The 17,810-nt window shown below is 63.9% G+C and carries 14 protein-coding genes and 1 pseudogene; 7 read left to right on the top strand and 8 right to left on the bottom strand.

Features of this window, described 5'->3' with window-relative positions:
• Window positions 1-78: 78 nt before the first annotated feature.
• The 3 genes from ACTSLZ_RS04875 to ACTSLZ_RS04865 are packed head-to-tail and all read right to left on the bottom strand — an operon-like array spanning window position 79 to window position 3,295.
• Window positions 79-726: a LutC/YkgG family protein gene (locus ACTSLZ_RS04875; RefSeq protein WP_443095900.1), complete on the bottom strand. Its 648-nt coding sequence runs from the start codon at window positions 724-726 to the stop codon at window positions 79-81.
• A gap of 2 nt (window positions 727-728) precedes the next feature.
• Window positions 729-2,489: a lactate utilization protein B gene (locus ACTSLZ_RS04870; RefSeq protein WP_443095899.1), complete on the bottom strand. Its 1,761-nt coding sequence runs from the start codon at window positions 2,487-2,489 to the stop codon at window positions 729-731.
• A 2-nt stretch (window positions 2,490-2,491) separates the two neighbouring features.
• Complete coding sequence (locus ACTSLZ_RS04865) at window positions 2,492-3,295, bottom strand: (Fe-S)-binding protein (protein ID WP_129314655.1); 804 nt, start codon at window positions 3,293-3,295, stop codon at window positions 2,492-2,494.
• A 416-nt stretch (window positions 3,296-3,711) separates the two neighbouring features.
• Here ACTSLZ_RS04865 and ACTSLZ_RS04860 point away from each other — a divergent pair, with 416 nt between their 5' ends.
• Entirely contained in the window at window positions 3,712-5,376 is a 1,665-nt protein-coding gene (locus ACTSLZ_RS04860; RefSeq protein WP_129314653.1) for an L-lactate permease, read from the top strand.
• 34 nt (window positions 5,377-5,410) lie between these two features.
• Window positions 5,411-6,142, top strand: a complete 732-nt coding sequence (locus ACTSLZ_RS04855; RefSeq protein ID WP_129314652.1) for a FadR/GntR family transcriptional regulator — start codon at window positions 5,411-5,413, stop codon at window positions 6,140-6,142.
• On the opposite strand, the gene ACTSLZ_RS04850 is transcribed toward ACTSLZ_RS04855, so the two are convergent.
• From ACTSLZ_RS04850 to ACTSLZ_RS04835, 4 genes are all read right to left on the bottom strand, one after another.
• A complete protein-coding gene (locus tag ACTSLZ_RS04850) occupies window positions 6,106-7,029 on the bottom strand; it encodes a phosphoribosylaminoimidazolesuccinocarboxamide synthase (protein ID WP_129314650.1) in 924 nt (307 codons plus the stop codon). The two genes, ACTSLZ_RS04855 and ACTSLZ_RS04850, sit on opposite strands and share 37 nt — an antisense overlap.
• Before the next feature lie 69 nt (window positions 7,030-7,098).
• Complete coding sequence (gene purD / locus ACTSLZ_RS04845) at window positions 7,099-8,391, bottom strand: phosphoribosylamine--glycine ligase (RefSeq protein ID WP_443095898.1); 1,293 nt, start codon at window positions 8,389-8,391, stop codon at window positions 7,099-7,101.
• Window positions 8,392-8,479: 88 nt separating this feature from the next.
• Window positions 8,480-9,574, bottom strand: a complete 1,095-nt coding sequence (locus ACTSLZ_RS04840) for an LLM class flavin-dependent oxidoreductase (protein ID WP_129314646.1) — start codon at window positions 9,572-9,574, stop codon at window positions 8,480-8,482.
• Window positions 9,575-9,887: 313 nt separating this feature from the next.
• Window positions 9,888-10,898, bottom strand: a complete 1,011-nt coding sequence (locus tag ACTSLZ_RS04835; protein WP_443095897.1) for a LacI family DNA-binding transcriptional regulator — start codon at window positions 10,896-10,898, stop codon at window positions 9,888-9,890.
• 115 nt (window positions 10,899-11,013) lie between these two features.
• Here ACTSLZ_RS04835 and ACTSLZ_RS04830 point away from each other — a divergent pair, with 115 nt between their 5' ends.
• The 5 genes and pseudogenes from ACTSLZ_RS04830 (at window position 11,014) to cas2e (ending at window position 16,188) form a co-directional block, all read left to right on the top strand.
• Window positions 11,014-12,372, top strand: a complete 1,359-nt coding sequence (locus ACTSLZ_RS04830; protein WP_443095896.1) for an MFS transporter — start codon at window positions 11,014-11,016, stop codon at window positions 12,370-12,372.
• A 6-nt stretch (window positions 12,373-12,378) separates the two neighbouring features.
• Window positions 12,379-13,869 (top strand): glycoside hydrolase family 32 protein, encoded by a 1,491-nt coding sequence (locus ACTSLZ_RS04825; RefSeq protein ID WP_443095895.1) that lies wholly within the window; start codon window positions 12,379-12,381, stop codon window positions 13,867-13,869.
• Window positions 13,870-14,012: 143 nt separating this feature from the next.
• Window positions 14,013-14,288 carry a hypothetical protein gene (locus ACTSLZ_RS04820; RefSeq protein ID WP_443095894.1) on the top strand — a complete coding sequence of 92 codons (276 nt, stop codon included), beginning with the start codon at window positions 14,013-14,015 and terminating at the stop codon, window positions 14,286-14,288.
• Window positions 14,289-14,368: 80 nt separating this feature from the next.
• Window positions 14,369-15,678: pseudogene (locus tag ACTSLZ_RS04815) on the top strand (ISL3 family transposase).
• Between the two features lie 63 nt (window positions 15,679-15,741).
• Window positions 15,742-16,188 carry a type I-E CRISPR-associated endoribonuclease Cas2e gene (cas2e, locus tag ACTSLZ_RS04810; RefSeq protein WP_443095893.1) on the top strand — a complete coding sequence of 149 codons (447 nt, stop codon included), beginning with the start codon at window positions 15,742-15,744 and terminating at the stop codon, window positions 16,186-16,188.
• Between the two features lie 268 nt (window positions 16,189-16,456).
• Here cas2e and ACTSLZ_RS04805 read toward each other — a convergent pair whose 3' ends face one another.
• On the bottom strand, window positions 16,457-17,767 hold the full coding sequence (locus ACTSLZ_RS04805) for an ISL3 family transposase (RefSeq protein ID WP_179628043.1): 1,311 nt from the start codon (window positions 17,765-17,767) through the stop codon (window positions 16,457-16,459).
• Between the last annotated feature and the right edge of the window lie 43 nt (window positions 17,768-17,810).

Below are 17,810 nucleotides of genomic sequence, written 5' to 3'. Positions count from 1 at the left end.
CGCATCCCGCACCTCCGGGAGGCAGGACGATCCCTGCCTCCCGGGACCGACGTCTCTGCGGTCACCACCCGGAAGCGGCTACTGACCGTCCAGGATGATGACGTCCAGGGTGCGTGGCCCATGGACGCCTTCGACGCGCTGCAGCTCGATGTCAGAGGTCGCCGACGGTCCGGAGATCATCGTGATCGGACGCTCGGGATTCACACGCCGCACCGATTCGGGAATCAATTCCACGATCGACTCCGCCGGAACGATGCAAATGTGATGATCCGGGACCAGGGTGATCGCACGCCGTCCTTCTTCGTCGGACGCGTTGAGAAAGATCGTTCCGGTCTCTGCGCAGGAGACGGTCGACGAGGTGACGACGGCGTCGACGGCGTCCAGTTCGCGATCGGTCAAGGACCCCGCTCTCTGACCGTTGCCCGAATCCACGAGGTGACGCCGCGCGGCGCTGTCTTCGGGCAACCAGTCGAGATTCAGGCCCTTGGGAATCACGTACCGGGCGGACTTGCCGAGCAGTTTCTCGATGCGCTCAGCCACGCTGTCCGTGGTCTCCTCGTAGACGTTCGCCTTGTAGTCGAGCAATCGATCGATCAACATGGCCCGCACGTCGTGCGCCGATTTCTCCGATTCCGTCCTGTACGCGCGCGTGACCTCAGGGGCTTCGGGACTGTCGGCCAGGGATGCCCTGACTCGTCTGAGTATCTCTGCCTTTGCTTCTGACATGGTCAGTCGTTCCCCTCCTGGGACGAGGTCCCCTCGCCCGTGGTGCCGTTGGAGGAATCGTCCTGCCCCTTGAGCAGGTCCTCCTCGCGCCGAACCATGTCGGGCTCCCGGCGCTGCTCCTTCTTGAGTTCGGCGGCCTGTTCCTGGGCTTCCTCACGCTCTTCCTGGGCCTCGCCCGCATGACGACGATGGAGCTCTTCGGCCAACCCGGAGTTCTTGGCGATCAAGGCGTCGACGTCGACCCGGTCGGAAGCGGCCCTTTGCTTGGGACCGTTCTTCTTGTTCTTCTTCCACCAGTGCCGAAAAGCCTGCTTCGGAGGCTCCGGAATGTCCCGGTACTTGGTCCATCCTCCGATCAGGCCCGGCAACCAGCTGATCTTGTGATCCCGACCTGCCGCGAGACCCCCTGCGGGCAGACCCCGCTCGGCGATGCTGAGCAATGTCGAATTGGAGAACATCGCCTTGGCGCCACCCATGATTGCGTCCATCTGGTCGGGGGCCTGGCGCTTGTTTCCTTCCTCGCCCTTGCCGTGTTTGGCATCGACGTCCTTGCCGCGCAGGTGAACCAGGACGTCCGGGATGTTGATCTTCACCGGGCACGCCTCGTAGCAGGCACCGCACAACGACGACGCATAGGGCAGAGAGTTGTTCTCTTCGGCTTCCACACCCGTGAGCAACGGAGAGAGAATCGCGCCGATCGGTCCCGGATAGACCGATCCGTAGGCGTGACCGCCGGCCCGCTCGTAGACGGGGCACACGTTCATGCAGGCCGAGCAACGAATGCAGTGCAATGCCTGGCGGCCCACCTGGTCTGCGAGAGCGGCGGTGCGACCGTTGTCCATGAGGATCACGTGCAGGTTCTGGGGCCCGTCCCCCGGCGTCACTCCCGACCACATCGAGGTGTACGGGTTCATCCGCTCTCCGGTCGAGGAACGCGGCAACAACTGCAGGAAGACCTCCAGATCCTGGAAGGTCGGCACCAACTTCTCGATTCCCATGAACGAGATGAGGGTGTCCGGGAGGGTCAGGCACATCCGGCCGTTGCCCTCGGATTCGACGATACTGAGCGTGCCCGAATCGGCGACGCCGAAGTTGGCTCCCGAAATTGCGACCTTGTTCCGGAAGAACTTCTCACGCAGGTGGTGTCGCGAGGCCTCGGCAAGCTCGGCGGGGTTGTCCGAAATGTCCTTGTCGATGTGCGGCATCTTCTTGAGGAAGATGTCGCGGATCTCCGAGCGATTGCGGTGGATTGCGGGCACCAGAATGTGCGAGGGCTTGTCCTCGCCCAACTGCACGATCTCCTCCGCGAGGTCGGTCTCCACGGCTGACACGCCGTTTTCCTCGAGGTACTCGTTGAGGCCGGTTTCCTGGGTCGCCATCGATTTGATCTTGATGACTTCTTCGGCCTGCTGTTCGCGGATGATGTCCAGAGCGATCTGGTTCGCTTCATCGGCGTCGCGCGCCCAGTGGACCTTCCCTCCGCGCTCGGTGAAGTTCTTCTCGAACTGTTCGAGCAATTCGGGCAGGCGTACCATGACGTCCTGTTTGATCTCGGATCCGGCCGTGCGGAGGAGCTCCCAATCCGGCAATTCCCCGACGACCTTGGCACGCTTGTCGCGGATCGTGTGCGTCGCGAAACCGAGGTTCGCCCGCAATTGTTCGTTCTTGAGCTCTCTGCCGGCGAAGGACGTGAACGACTCTTCGGCGGCGATATTGCCCGTACCGTGAAAGACCTTGGGCATCCCCAACTGTGTGACGGTCATGCTTATTTCCCTCCCGTGGTGGTGGTCAGCGCCACCGGTCCGGAGACTTCGAGCGGATTGTCTTTGGTGCTGGCGAGGATCTCGGCGAAGTGCAGGGTCGTCACGTCCGAGCCCTTGCGCGACAGGGCACCGCCAATGTTCATCAAGCAGGAGACATCGCCCCCGGTGCACATCTCCGCGCCGGTCGATTCGATGTTCTTGACCTTGTCGGCGGTCATGGCACCCGAAGTGTCAGCATTCTTGAACGAGAAGGTGCCGCCGAAACCACAGCACTGATCGAGGTCGGGAAGCTCCTCGAATTCCAGGCCCTCGACGGTTCGCACCAAATCGGACTGGCGGGTGCCCAACTGCATGATCCTCATGCCGTGACAGCTCGAATGGAAGGTGACTTTGTGGGGGAAGTATGAGCCGAGCTGTTCGGCCGCATCGGTAATGCCCAGGACGTCGATCAGAAGTTTCGACAGTTCGAAGGTTCTGCCCGCAACGTCCTCGGCCGCGATTGCGGTTCCTTCGTCGCCCGCGTGCCGCGCGATCATGGGCTGCTGGTGCCCGAGGGAGACGACGCACGAAGCGGAGGGTGCGACGGCGACGTCGTAGTCCCAGTCCGAGAACGCATCCACGTGGTTCTTGACGATCGAATACGCATCATCGAAGTATCCGCTGTTGACGTGCATCTGCGAACAACACGTCTGACCGGGTGGGAAAACAACTTCGTGACCGAGGCGTTCCAGGATGTCCACGGTCGCTCGAGCGACCCGCGGGTACATCGCGTCGACGATGCACGTTGAGAAAAGTGCGATCCGCATGGCGTCTCCATTCCGATTAGTGCGGGCCCGCTCCCGGAGTGGGGCGGGAGGATGCCCACCAGTCGTTCCCACCATAGTGACAATTTATTAACCACCTCCAATAAGGAGCGCCTAACTCACCCTTATCGAGGCTGTTTACAAGTGTCCGGGGCGTAATTTCAGGCAACACGGCGGAATTAGCGCATCTTTTTCTGACCTAAAAACCTCCAGGATGTGTGCCGCACCACGGCCGCATCGCACTGCCCTCGAACCCTGTTTTGATTTCCTCTCGCCCATCGGTATGGTACTGGTCTGACCACACTGTAATGCGGGACACATAGTATCGGAACTAGTCTTGCAGACGTGGTCGCTTCACTCATTGCATCAGCGTTGATGCTCGTTCCAGGACGCGCGTCAACCCATCACAAGGAGACCGCGTGGATACATTCACAGCCACCACCACCGCCGTCGGCGGCTCGGTCGGGCTCTCGGCGCTCGTCGCTATCCTTCCGCTGCTGACGTTCTTCATCATGTTGCTCGGGGTCAAAGCCAAGGCCCACACGTCGGCGCTCAGCGCGCTGCTGGTGTCGATCATCGTCGCCGTGATCGGCTTCAAGATGCCCGTCGGGCTCACCCTGATGTCCGGAACGCAGGGCTTGGCCTATGGGGCCTTCCCCATCGTCTGGATCATCGTCACGGCCCTGTGGTTCTACCAGGTCACCGTCGAGTCGGGCAGATTCGAGGATTTGCGGCTGACCTTCGACCGCATCGGAGGAGGCGACATCCGCATCCAGGCGATCCTGATTGCCTTTTGCTTCGGGGGTCTCCTCGAGGCCCTGGCCGGATTCGGGGCGCCTGTGGCCATCACGGCGACCATGATCCTCGCCCTCGGAGTCAAGCCGTTGCGCGCGGCCGTGACGGTTCTGGTCGCCAACACGGCTCCCGTGGCCTTCGGGGCCCTGGCCATCCCGATCACCACGGCGGGAACACTGACCGGCGAAAACCCGGCCCACATCGGGGCGATTGTGGGCCACCAGGCCCCGTTCGTGGCGGTGCTCGTGCCCTTCATCCTGCTCTACCTCCTCGACGGCTTCCGGGGCGTCCGCGACGCATGGCCAGCGGCTCTCGTCATCGGCCTTTCCTTCGGTCTCGCCCAGTGGTGGTCGGCGACCCATTTCTCCTACGAGCTCACCGATATCGTCGCGTGCCTCGTCTCCCTGGGAGTCGCGGTGCTGTTCCTCAAGGTGTGGAAGCCCCGCGGGACCGAAGCATTTCGTGAGCGCATCGGAATCGAGGCGCCTCGGGCCACGGAGGGTCTGCGTCCGGTCCGGGTCTGGATGGCTCTCCTGCCGTACCTCGTGGTCGTCGGTGTGTTCGCCGTCGGGAAGCTTTGGAAAGCGGGCATCGATGTGCCCGTCGCCCTCAAGAAGACGGACATCAAGATCCCCTGGCCGGTCACGTCCGGGCACATCGTCACCTCATCGGGCAAGCCCATTTCGGGCACGACCTTCAATTTGCAGTGGCTCTCCAACCCGGGAACCATGCTCCTGATTGCCGGCCTGATCGTGACCGTTCTCTACATGATCTTCCACGAGAACGGCAGATACAGGCTCGGTTTCGGTCAGTCGGTTGCCCAGCTCTGGCACTGCTTCTACAGGATGCGCTGGTCGGCCCTGACCATCGTGTCGGTTCTGGCCCTCGCCTACGTCATGAACTTCTCGGGGCAGACCGTGTCCATCGGAACCTACCTCGCGTCCCTGGGTGGCGTCTTCGCCTTCCTGGCCCCGACCCTCGGCTGGCTCGGTACCGCCGTGACCGGCTCGGACACTTCGGCCAACGCGTTGTTCTCCAACCTGCAGCACACGGCCGCAACCAACGCCGGGCTCGATCCGGATCTGATGCTGGCGGCCAACACGAGCGGAGGCGTCGTCGGCAAGATGATTTCCCCGCAGTCCTTGGCGATCGCCGCGACCGCCGTAGAGATGGAGGGCAAGGAGTCCGAGATCTTCAAGCGCGTGATCCCGTGGTCCCTGGCCATGCTCGTGATCATTTGCACGTTGGTTTTCTTGCAATCGGACCTGATCTCCTGGATGCTCCCCTGACCGACGATGCTTTGCGCAGCTAAGGTTGTGTTCTGTGGAGAAGAAGACCTACACCATCGTCCTGCAGAACATCGAGGATCGACTGCGCAACGGGGAACTCGTCGTGGGAGACAGACTTCCGGCGGAGCGCGCTCTTGCTGAGGAATTCGGGATATCCCGTGCCTCGGTCCGTGAAGCCATTCGAGTCCTTGATGCCATGGGACTCGTGCGTTCGGGAGTCGGTTCAGGCCCCAGCGCGGGGGCGGTCGTGGTCTCGGAACCGTCGGCAGCCCTCGGCTGGGGCCTTCGCATGCACTTGGCGTCGAATTTCCTGCCCGTGGCAGATGTGGTTGCGACCCGTGAACAGCTTGAGTCGCAAGCTGCCGCCGACGCGGCGGCCCGATGGTCGACGACCCAGGACAAAATAGCCCTGACCAGGGCGAAGAGGTATCTGGACGAGATGGACGATCCGATGCTCCCCGATATGCGCTTCCATGAGCTGGATGCGCACTTCCACCTGGTGGTCTCGGGGCTCGGTGGCAACGTCGTCGTCACCACGATCCTGGACTCGTTGCGCCAGGCGACGGTCGGCTATGTCCAGGAGGGCGTGCCCCGCCTCGGGGACTGGCCCTCGGTCCGTCGGACCCTGCAGGAGCAGCACCGCGGAATCCTCGAGTCGGTCCAGCATCGCAGGCCCGACGAGGCGTCGCAGAGGGTTCGGGAGCACATCCGGTGGTTCTACGGAGTGGCCTATGCGGAAAATTCCGTTCCGGTGAGTTTCTCGTAGGCCTCGACGTACCGGGCACGGGTCCTCTCGACGATTTCCGAAGGAAGCTCGGGCGGGGGCGTCGTCCTGTCCCACCCCGCGGCGTCGGACAGCAGCCAGTCGCGCACGAACTGTTTGTCGAAACTCGCCTGTGCGCGCCCCGGGGCCCATTGCGCCCCGTCCCAGAATCTCGACGAATCGGGGGTCAGGACCTCATCGCCCAGCGTGACCTCCCCGCGGTAGGAGTCGAGACCGAATTCGACCTTGGTATCGGCGACGATGATTCCTTGTTCCCGGGCGATTCTTTCCGCAGTCCCGTAGATGTAGAGGGTCAGCTCCCGGATGCGCTCCCCCATCGCGCGGCCGACGGCGTCGGTCATCTCCTCGTACGTAATGGCTTCGTCGTGCTCACCGACCTCGGCCTTGCCCGTCGGCGTGAAGATCGGGGAATCGAGCCTGGAGCCGTCGACCAGGCCTTCCGGCAATTCGATGCCGCACACCGTGCCGGACCGCTGGTACTCCTTGAGGCCGGTACCGGTCAGGTACCCCCGGGCGATGCACTCGACGGGGAACATCGACAAGGATTTGCAGATCATGGCGCGTCCGGAGACTTCCTCCGGGACGTCGGTCGAGAGCACATGATTGGGAACCTGGTCGAGCTGCTCGAACCACCACAGGCTGAGCTGGGTCAGGATCTTGCCCTTGTCCGGAATGGGTGTGGGCAGGACGTGGTCGAATGCGCTGATCCGATCGGTGGCCACGACCATGACGGATCCCGCGCGGGCCTCGGCATTGTCGGCGAAGGAGCAACCGATGACGTCGTTGCCCTCCGCCGGGACGTAGAGGTCCCTGACTTTTCCCGAATAGATGTGCTTCCAGCCCGGAATGTCGGTGGGCTCTGGGGACATGCGCTGCGCTCCTGTGTGTGAGTGATGTGCGGGCCCCACGCCGCACGCGCGAGGCCGACGATGTGTGGTCTAGGGACAGGGAACCTTGACCTGGCCTGCTGCGGCTTTCTCCGCGATATCTCGGCGATACTGTGCGCCGTCCCAGGAAATCTTGTCGACGCCTCGGTAGACCTTTGTCCTCGCGTCATCCAGATCCTCGCCGAGGGCGACGACGGCGAGTACTCGACCTCCGGAGGTCACCACCGAGTCCGTGCCGGACAGCGTCCGCTTGTTGCTGGTCCCGGCATGCAGGACGGAGACGTCCTCAAGGGCCTCGGCGTCGGCAATACCGGTGATGACGTCGCCCTTGCGCGGGGCCTCCGGGTAGTTCTCGGCCGCCATGACGACCCCCACGGCGGTCCGGAGATCCCATCGCAGAGATTCTCGGCCGTCGAGCCCGCCCTGGGCGGCCTCCAGGAGAAGTTGGCCGAGCGGCGTCTTCAATCGGGCCAGCACCGCCTGGGTTTCCGGATCGCCGAAGCGAGCGTTGAATTCGATGACTCGGATGCCGCGGCTCGTCAGTGCGAGTCCGCAGTAGAGGACGCCCACGAAGGGGGTTCCGCGATCGGCCATCACGTCGATCGTCGGCTGGGCCACCCGTCGGACGACTTCATCGGTGAAGTTCTCGGGCAACCACGGCAACGGGGTGTACGCCCCCATGCCGCCCGTGTTCGGCCCCTCGTCATTGTCGTAAATCCTCTTGAAGTCCTGGGCCGGGGTGAGGGGCACGGTGCGACGCCCGTCGCTGATCACGAAGAGCGAGACCTCCGGACCGTCCAGGAATTCCTCGATAACCACGGACGAGCCCGCATCGAAACACGCCTCGGCGTGGGCCAGAGCGGCGTCGCGGTCCTCGGTGACGACGACACCTTTGCCGGCGGCCAGGCCGTCGTCCTTGACGACGTACGGTGCCCCGAAGGAATCGAGGCATTCCTCGACGGTCGAGAGGTCATGAGCGACCCGGGCCATCGCTGTCGGGACGTTGGCGGCGGCCATGATCTCCTTGGCAAATGCTTTGGAGCCCTCCAGCTGGGCGGCATCGGCGTTGGGGCCGAACACCGGGAACCCGGCCTCTCGCAGAGCGTCCGCCACGCCGGATACCAGGGGAGCTTCGGGACCGATCACAATCAAGTCCGCATCCAGGCGTTCGGCGAGAGCAGCGGCCTCCTCCGGACTGTTCGCGTCCACGGCATGAGTCCGAACGATCTCGGCAATCCCGGCGTTCCCGGGTGCCGCGTGGACCTCCGTGACGGCCGGATCGCGCAGGAGCGCGCTGATGATCGCGTGTTCGCGCCCGCCCGGGCCAAGCACCAAAATCTTCATGGAGCAACCATAGCTAATCGGCAACGATGAGTACGCATCGTTTCCGACTTCCCGGCCGATGTTGCGCGTTCAACCGTATCCGGCCGGTTTACAGGAGTCCCTCGTTGGCCAGGAGCGGACGTACGCCTTCGCCGAACCAATACGCCTCTTCAAGGCACGGATACCCGGAGAGCACGAATTCTTCGAACCCGACCGCAATGTATTCCTTGATGAGGTCGGCAACTTCCCGGTGGGACCCGACGAGTGCCGTACCGGCTCCCCCGCGCACGAGTCCCACGCCGGCCCAGAGCCCAGGGTGGATTTCGAGATCCGAGACCGACCCGCGGTTCAGATCCAGCATCCGCCGCTGGCCTTCCGACTCGGACCGGCGCAACGCTTCCTGCTGCTTCCTGATCAGCTCCGGGTCGAGCCCATCCAACATCTTCTCGGCGACCGCCCAAGCCTCCTCCGACGTGTCCCGCGAGATGGTGTGCAACCGGATTCCGAACCTGACGTTGCGCCCCTGCTCATTGGCCAGTCCCCGAATCCAGTCGATCTTTTCCTTCGCTTGCTGCGGGGGCTCGCCCCAGGTGAGGTAGACGTCCGAGTGAGCGGCGGCAATTCGGCCCGCGGCCGGGGAGGATCCGCCGAAATAGATCTCGGGACGCGGCTCGGGGGCATGGGCCAGTCGCGCCTGACCCACTCGGATGTGATCGCCCTCGTAGTCGAACGGTTCGCCGTGGTCCCACAGGCGGCCGACGACGTCGAGGAATTCACCCGTCTTGGCGTACCTCGTGTCTTTGTCGTTGAAGTCGCCGAATGCTCGCTGTTCCGCGGATTCCCCTCCGGTCACGATATTGACGTTCAGGCGCCCACCGGTAATGTCCTGGTAGGTCGCGGCCATCTGTGCCCCGAGAGTCGGCGAAATGGCCGCAGGGCGGAACGCGACGAGGAATTTGAGGGTCTCGGTGTGCTGGGCGATTGCGGCCGTGGTCAGCCACGAGTCCTGGCACCACAGACCGGTGGGCGTCAGCACGGATTCGAATCCGTTGTATTCGGCGGCCTGCGCAACTTGAGTCAGGTAACGAAGGTCGGGCCGCCTGATCGCCGCGGTTCCCACGACATTGGCGCCGTGACCTCCTCCGACGATGCCCCGGGAGTCGGAGCTCGTCGGCAGGAACCAGTGAAGTTTGATCGCGTTCATATCAATCCCCCGAGTCGTTGTCTGGACGTTCTCGTCACGGTACTGCCCCGCTCACGGCGGGGCATCGGGGCCGACATTCGGGGCAAAAATACGTCATACATGACCTGCGGCGAGCCTTTCGAACTCCCGGCTCCTTGAGTGCAGATCGTCTGGTAATTACAAAATCATGGGCATTCTGGCGGACAGAAGCCGCCCGTCACGGCGTCCAGGGCTTCGGCGGGCGTGAGACCTGTTTCGGTCAAAAGGCCCAATTCACCGCGAAGCGATGCGCCGCACTCCGACGGCCCGCACCGGGACCTTCCTGCCGTCCTGTTCACCCCCGAGGGGGCGCCACCGATCCCCTCTCCACCAGCGGCATCGGAAGCTCGAGGAGGTCGTTGCCCGGGTTCAGGGCCTCCCTGACCCCGGCCATGCCCATGTCGCGGTAGGGCAGTCGCATGGTTGTCAGCCCGGGGCGCAGGTAGTCCGCCAAAGCCTCGTCGTCGAAAGACATGACCGATACGTCGTCTGCGATCGTGAGTCCCAGGTCTGCCGCCGCCTGGTAGACGCCGAAAGCCACGCGGTCGTTCGCCGCAAGAATCGCGGTAGGGCGTGACGGCGACTCGAGCACGGACATGGCAGCCTCCCGTGCTGGACCTGGTTCCCACTCGGGCAGGTCACACGTCGTGGTGAAGTGCAGTCCCGCATCGGCCATGGCACGATCGATACCTTGATAGCGCCGTCCGACTGTGGCCGATACTACGGGGTCCAGCATGCGTTCCGACCGCCCGACGAACGCGATGCGACGGTGTCCTGCCCGAATCACATATTCGGCGGCGGCTCGTCCCGCTTCGAATTCGTCCGGAAGAACGCTCGGGAGTCCGCCCGACAGACCGTTGACGATCACCGTCGAGACCCCGGAAGGCATGGGCGGCAATTCGATCTTGCGGGCGACCATGAGACCGACGACGATGGCATCGACCTTGCGGTCCGAGAGGTCGACGATGGCCCTCTCCCAACGGTTCGGATGGTCATCCACCTCGGCCATCATGACGCTCTGCCCCTTCGATTCTGCCGCGTCCAAGACTCCACGGATCATCGCTGAGGCATAGCGGGTCACCGTGACGCCGTCGGAGACGAAGCCGAGAGTCCTGGTCCGTCCCGTGCGCAGGCTCAGGGCGGTCGGATCCGGGGAATAACCGAGCGTCTCCGCGGCGACCCTGACCCGACGTGCGGCGTCGTCGGAGATCCTCGTTCCGGTCCTGCCATTGAGCACGAGACTCACGGTGGTCGCGGACACCCCCGCGCTGCGGGCGACGTCGGCCTGAGTAGGGCGCTTGCTCATGGATCTCCTCGTTAGCCACCGGCTCTCGCCCGTCCGGGCCCGGCCGTAGCCCATCCTACGTGAGACGTGGACCACGCGAGAGATCGGTGATACCGTTTTGCTAAATCGATTTAGCATGACAATCGACATGCCCGACGACGAATCACAAGGAAGTGGCAGCGTGGCCGACTCCTCCAGAATCAAGCAGCAGCTCAAGGATCCCGCCTACCAGCAGAGCTCCCTGACTCTCCTCCTCTTCTTCGCCTCGTGGGGCGTCTGGTGGTCGTTCTTTCAGATTTGGCTGACGGACGAGAGCTCGGGGCTGGGCCTCAGCGGTGGCGCGGTCGGAACCGTTTACTCGATCAACTCGGTCGGAACCCTGGTCATCATGCTCGCTTACGGCGCCGTCCAGGACCGACTGGGCATCCGACGTCACCTGGTGATCGGGGCCTCGATCATCATGTCGTTGATCGGCCCTTTCATGATCTGGGTGTACCGGCCGCTGCTGGAGAATGCGTTCATGGTCGGGACCATCGTGGGTGCGGTCGTGCTCTCTGCAGGCTTCGTCGCGGCGGCGGGACTGATGGAGGCGTTCTCCGAACGCCTGTCGCGCACCTACAACTACGAGTACGGCCAGGCTCGCATGTGGGGCTCTTTCGGATACGCGGTTGTGGCCCTGATTGCCGGGTTCCTCTTCACGGTCAAACCGAATCTGAACTTCTGGCTCGGATCCGTGTTCGGCATTCTGTGCTTCCTCGTCCTGACTCTGTGGAAAGCACCGGCCACCCCGCCCCGGGAAGAGATGACCACCACCATGGATCCCACCAGGGCGGATACCACGCCGGGGCTCCGCGAGATGCTCGGCGTACTGCGCCTTCCCTCGCTGTGGGCGATGGTCGTGTTCGTTCTGCTCTCCTGGACCTTCTACACGGTCTTCGACCAGCAGATGTTCCCCGACTTCTACACCAAACTCTTCGACACTCCGAGCCACGGTCAACAGGTCTACGGAGTGCTCAATTCCGTGCAGGTTTTCCTGGAAGCCATCATGTTGGGCCTGGTACCCATTCTGATGCGGAAAATCGGGGTCAAGAACACTCTGATGCTGGGGATGATGGTCATGTTCCTGCGGATCCTTGGGTGCGCCGTCTTCCACGACCCGGTGATGATCTCTTTCGTCAAGATGTTCCACGCGCCCGAAGTCGCCCTCTGCATCCTCCCCGTCTTTCGATACTTCACGGTTCATTTCAACCCTGCTCTGTCCGCAACGATGTACATGGTCGGTTTCCAGCTGGCATCCCAGATCGGGAACATCCTTCTCTCCCCCGTACTGGGAAACCTGCGCGACGCGATCGGTTACCAACCGACGTTCTACGTCATCGCCGGCATCGTTTTGATCGCCGCCGCGTATGGGTTCTTGGTCCTCAAGAGGGACGACCAGGACGTACAGGGCGACCCCTTCCTCCGAGATGCCCCACGAGAATCCCAGAAAGCGTAATCTCCCATGCCCGACTCGACTCTGAAGAACCGTATCGACGCCGCACAGTCCGCGAACCTCGCCCTGAGGGAGCAACGCAACGACCGGTGGTATCCGCAATTCCACATCGCGGCCCCCGCAGGATGGATCAACGATCCCAACGGGCTGTGCTTCTACCAAGGTCGGTACCACGCCTACTTCCAGCATCACCCCCATTCGTCGCAGTGGGGACCCATGCATTGGGGACACGTTTCCAGCGAGGATCTCGTCACCTGGACCAGAGAACCGATCGCCCTGGCGCCTTCTCTCGAGGAGGACCGTGACGGTGTGTTCTCCGGTTCCGCCGTGGAGGGCGACGACGGCCGCCTCTATGCCTTTTACACGGGCCATCGTTGGCGCAACGGGATCAACGAGGATGAAGGAAACATCCAAGTCCAGTGCATGGCGGTTTCCTCGGACGGGGTGACCTTCGAAAAGCACGGCGTCGTGGTCGAAGGCCCCGCGGATCTGCTTCATTTCCGCGATCCCAAGGTCTGGCGCACGGAGGGAACCTGGTGGATGGTCTTCGGCGCGTGCTCGGCCCGGAACCGGGGAGAGGTCTGGTTGTACCGCTCCGAGAATCTGACCGACTGGGTGTTCGACCGCATCCTCTACCGGGACCCGGACGAGGACTCGTTCATGCTGGAGTGCCCGGATTTCTTCCCCCTGGGCGATCACTGGGTGCTTCTCATCTGCCCCATGGGCCGCACACCGCGCGGCTACACCGGGCGCAACGGTCACCATGCGGGGTACGTGGTCGGCGAATGGACGCCCGGGGGCGATTTCTCCCCGTTGACCGAATACCGCCACCTCGATTGGGGCCACAATTTCTATGCGCCGCAGACCTTTGAAGCTCCCGACGGCCGACGGATCCTGTTCGCGTGGATGGGCGCGTTCGACCGCAAACTGCCGACTCAGGCCGACGAATGGGCGGGCCAGCTGACCGTTCCACGGGTCCTTTCCTTGGACGACCGCCTACGTCTGCGCAACCGCCCGGCGGCCGAGATCGCGCTCCTGCGCAAAGATTCCCGCGCCTTCGGGACCTTCACTGCCTCGGAGGGTGTGCGCGATGTTGTGGCCGGTATCGACACGGCCGAGATCGACCTGGTGCTGGACCTGCACGCCACGACGGCCGAACGGGCGGGGCTGTCCATTGGTCGTACGAGCGACGGGGCGGAAGCAGCATTCGTGGCCTACGACGACCAAATGGGACGCGTTGTGCTGGACCGACGTGCGTCAGTGACTGCCGATCGCGGAATACGTTCCGCTCCTGCCAGAGCGACGGAGGACGGCACCCTCGCGCTGCGTGTCCTGGTTGATCGCGGATCGGTCGAGGTGTTCCTGAACGAGGGCGAGGAATCGATCTCTTCCTTCGCTTTCCCCGGCGCTGGCGAGCGCCGCGTGGCCCTCACGGTGGAGTCAGGGGAGGCCGCCGTGAAGGAACTGACGATTCGGCCGATGAGTGGGCACTGGGGTTAGGTCGGGACTCGGCTCGTGGCCTCAGCCCGAACGTTGTTGATCGCCGCGACCATGCCGGACATCACAGGTTCATGGCACTTACGCCGGAGTGGCGCACTGTGACACTATCGGGGCTCCACTTCTCACAGAAACTAGGTACGTGTATGTCCTCAGACGCCTCGCACACGAACTCCCGGACCCCGTCCGTTCAGCAGGACGACGCCGCGGCGCGGTCAGAGTCGGACTCGGATCGCTCTCCCGAAGTACTGACGACACGGCACATCGTGAGTGTCCTGGCCGTCCTGGTCGTTTCGGCGCTCATCATGATCCTCAACGAAACGGTTCTGTCCGTGGCGATCCCGGACATCATGAACGACTTCGGCATCGGCGCGGCCACGGCCCAATGGCGGCTCTTCGCAGTTGAGGGGGTAGGTGGCTGAGCGCGTCGGTCGCCGGATGAGGGTCGAGGCCTTCCGATGATGGAAGTTCTCACACTGACCATCTGCCGGAAGACCTCGACGTGCACCACGCTACCTTCGCGACCCCTGATCTGACCGTGTTCTGCCATCTCGACGAGCTCGGCCTCGTGGCCACCGGTCAGCTTTTTGAGCCGGATCGCGCGGTGATCGAGTGCCGCGTCGTCGAGCCGGATCCGTGGTGCCGGGGATGCGGTAGCCAGGCGCTCTCGCGCGGGAGGACACGCGGCGTCTCGCCCACGAGCCGTTCGGTCATCGCCCGACGACGCTGCTGGTCCGGGTCCGCCGCTACAAGTGCTCGGGATGCGGACGGTCCTGGCGTGAGGACCTCACGGCAGCGGCGCCCGAGCGAGCCAAGCTGTCCCGTAGCGGGATGCGGTGGGCGTTGGAAGCGCTCGTGATCGACCACCTCACCGTCGCCCGCGTCGCCGCCGGACTCGGTGTCGGTTGGCACACGGCGAACAACGCGGTCCTCGCTGAAGGGCGTCGAGTGCTGATCGACGATCCCGCCCGGTTCGACGGCGTCGCCGTGATCGGCGTCGACGAGCACGTCTGGCGCCACACGAGAGTCGGCGACAAGTACGTCACCGTCATCATCGACCTCACCCCGAACCGCGACAAGACCGGCCCCGCCCGTCTGCTGGACATGATCGAGGGTCGCTCGAAAGCCGTGTTCAAGACCTGGCTCGCCGCACGCCCGCAGGACTGGCGCGATGGTGTCGAGGTCGTCGCGATGGACGGGTTCACCGGCTTCAAGACCGCCGTCAGCGAGGAGCTCCCGGACGCGCAGGCGGTGATGGACCCGTTCCACGTCGTCCGCCTCGCCGGCGACGCCCTCGACACCTGCCGTCGTCGCGTCCAGCAGTGCCTGCACGGCCGGCGGGGCCGCAAAAACGATCCGCTCTACAAGGCCCGCCGCATCCTCCACACCGGCGCGCAGCTGCTCACTGACCGGCAGCAGACCCGTCTCGAGGCACTGTTCGCGGTCTCCGAGCACGTCGAGGTCGAGGCGACCTGGGGCATCTACCAGCGCGTGATCGCTGCCTACCGCGAACCCGATCGGAAGACGGCGAAGAAGCTGATGACAGCCGTCATCGATTCCGTCTCCAGCGGCGTCCCCGCCGCGCTCGTGGAGGTCCGCAAGCTCGGCCGCACGCTCAAGCAGCGCGCCGCCGACATCCTCGCGTTCTTCGACCGGCCCGGCACGTCCAACGGGCCAACAGAGGCGATCAACGGGCGCCTGGAACACCTCCGCGGCTCCGCCCTCGGATTCCGGAACCTCACGAACTACATAGCCCGATCGCTGCTCGACACCGGCGGCTTCAGGAACCACCTACACCCTCAAATGCGATGAGCCCCTTTGGGATCCCCATCAAGGGTTTGTGGAGGGTGGAATAAATCAGGAGGGCTGGATAGCGTGACGGTCCTCATCCTCACCGCTTGTCCTGCTGGACTGCGCGGATTTATCACCCGTTGGTTGCTTGAAATTTCAGCCGGGGTATTTGTGGGCTGTGTTAGTGCGCGGGTTCGTGACGAGATCTGGAAGGCGACGGTGGACCTGGCCAAGAACGGACGTTCCATCATGGTCATTGACGCCGATAACGAGCAAGGGCTGGATTTTCGAGTACATCGACACGATTGGACTCCCAAAGATTTTGATGGCCTGACCCTGATGCAACGTCCGTTACCGGGGCCGGTCAGCGGGACCATCTCTCGAACTAAAAACTTCGATTCCGAGGCGTCGGGCGGCCCCAACGACTCTCCTCAATTTAAGGGCCAGGAATCGGGGGAGTCAGGACGTACGCCAGATAGGGGATGGAGCAAGGCATCGCGCAGGCGGTTCCTTAAACGCACCAAAGATTAGACTTGTCCTGCGATCCTGACCTCGTCGAAAGTGAATGAATTTTGTTGCTTGAGACTACAGTTGGCTACGGAAAGCAGTATCTTCCCCGCGCCTGCGGGGGTGTTCCCTCGTTCGCGCCGTCGGTGACGCCCTCAAAACCATCTTCCCCGCGCCTGCGGGGGTGTTCCCCGTGGCGTGAAAATTACCTTGCCCCGCATCGGATCTTCCCCGCGCCTGCGGGGGTGTTCCCTGGGCTCTCTACCCGGGCTACCTGGGCCCTGAATCTGGCTCATCGCATTTGAGGGTGTAGGTGGTTCCTGAAGCCGCCGGTGTCGAGCAGCGATCGGGCTATGTAGTTCGTGAGGTTCCGGAATCCGAGGGCGGAGCCGCGGAGGTGTTCCAGGCGCCCGTTGATCGCCTCTGTTGGCCCGTTGGACGTGCCGGGCCGGTCGAAGAACGCGAGGATGTCGGCGGCGCGCTGCTTGAGCGTGCGGCCGAGCTTGCGGACCTCCACGAGCGCGGCGGGGACGCCGCTGGAGACGGAATCGATGACGGCTGTCATCAGCTTCTTCGCCGTCTTCCGATCGGGTTCGCGGTAGGCAGCGATCACGCGCTGGTAGATGCCCCAGGTCGCCTCGACCTCGACGTGCTCGGAGACCGCGAACAGTGCCTCGAGACGGGTCTGCTGCCGGTCAGTGAGCAGCTGCGCGCCGGTGTGGAGGATGCGGCGGGCCTTGTAGAGCGGATCGTTTTTGCGGCCCCGCCGGCCGTGCAGGCACTGCTGGACGCGACGACGGCAGGTGTCGAGGGCGTCGCCGGCGAGGCGGACGACGTGGAACGGGTCCATCACCGCCTGCGCGTCCGGGAGCTCCTCGCTGACGGCGGTCTTGAAGCCGGTGAACCCGTCCATCGCGACGACCTCGACACCATCGCGCCAGTCCTGCGGGCGTGCGGCGAGCCAGGTCTTGAACACGGCTTTCGAGCGACCCTCGATCATGTCCAGCAGACGGGCGGGGCCGGTCTTGTCGCGGTTCGGGGTGAGGTCGATGATGACGGTGACGTACTTGTCGCCGACTCTCGTGTGGCGCCAGACGTGCTCGTCGACGCCGATCACGGCGACGCCGTCGAACCGGGCGGGATCGTCGATCAGCACTCGACGCCCTTCAGCGAGGACCGCGTTGTTCGCCGTGTGCCAACCGACACCGAGTCCGGCGGCGACGCGGGCGACGGTGAGGTGGTCGATCACGAGCGCTTCCAACGCCCACCGCATCCCGCTACGGGACAGCTTGGCTCGCTCGGGCGCCGCTGCCGTGAGGTCCTCACGCCAGGACCGTCCGCATCCCGAGCACTTGTAGCGGCGGACCCGGACCAGCAGCGTCGTCGGGCGATGACCGAACGGCTCGTGGGCGAGACGCCGCGTGTCCGTCCCGCGCGAGAGCGCCTGGCTACCGCATCCCCGGCACCACGGATCCGGCTCGGCGACGCGGCACTCGATCACCGCGCGATCCGGCTCAAAAAGCTGACCGGTGGCCACGAGGCCGAGCTCGTCGAGATGGCAGAACACGGTCAGATCAGGGGTCGCGAAGGTAGCGTGGTGCACGTCGAGGTCTTCCGGCAGATGGTCAGTGTGAGAACTTCCATCA

Source organism: Rothia koreensis (assembly GCF_052232265.1).
GTDB lineage: Bacteria > Actinomycetota > Actinomycetes > Actinomycetales > Micrococcaceae > Rothia > Rothia koreensis.
This window is presented reverse-complemented; position numbering and strand designations above follow the sequence as displayed.

What these genes read in the sequence shown, in the direction of transcription:
- ACTSLZ_RS04875 (WP_443095900.1), bottom strand. Translation starts at nt 726, where the DNA reads ATGTCAGAAGCAAAGGCAGAGATACTCAGACGAGTCAGGGCATCCCTG.
- ACTSLZ_RS04870 (WP_443095899.1), bottom strand. Translation starts at nt 2,489, where the DNA reads ATGACCGTCACACAGTTGGGGATGCCCAAGGTCTTTCACGGTACGGGC.
- ACTSLZ_RS04865 (WP_129314655.1), bottom strand. Translation starts at nt 3,295, where the DNA reads ATGCGGATCGCACTTTTCTCAACGTGCATCGTCGACGCGATGTACCCG.
- ACTSLZ_RS04850 (WP_129314650.1), bottom strand. Translation starts at nt 7,029, where the DNA reads ATGTCCCCAGAGCCCACCGACATTCCGGGCTGGAAGCACATCTATTCG.
- purD (WP_443095898.1), bottom strand. Translation starts at nt 8,391, where the DNA reads ATGAAGATTTTGGTGCTTGGCCCGGGCGGGCGCGAACACGCGATCATC.
- ACTSLZ_RS04840 (WP_129314646.1), bottom strand. Translation starts at nt 9,574, where the DNA reads ATGAACGCGATCAAACTTCACTGGTTCCTGCCGACGAGCTCCGACTCC.
- ACTSLZ_RS04835 (WP_443095897.1), bottom strand. Translation starts at nt 10,898, where the DNA reads ATGAGCAAGCGCCCTACTCAGGCCGACGTCGCCCGCAGCGCGGGGGTG.
- ACTSLZ_RS04830 (WP_443095896.1), top strand. Translation starts at nt 11,014, where the DNA reads ATGACAATCGACATGCCCGACGACGAATCACAAGGAAGTGGCAGCGTG.
- ACTSLZ_RS04825 (WP_443095895.1), top strand. Translation starts at nt 12,379, where the DNA reads ATGCCCGACTCGACTCTGAAGAACCGTATCGACGCCGCACAGTCCGCG.
- ACTSLZ_RS04820 (WP_443095894.1), top strand. Translation starts at nt 14,013, where the DNA reads ATGTCCTCAGACGCCTCGCACACGAACTCCCGGACCCCGTCCGTTCAG.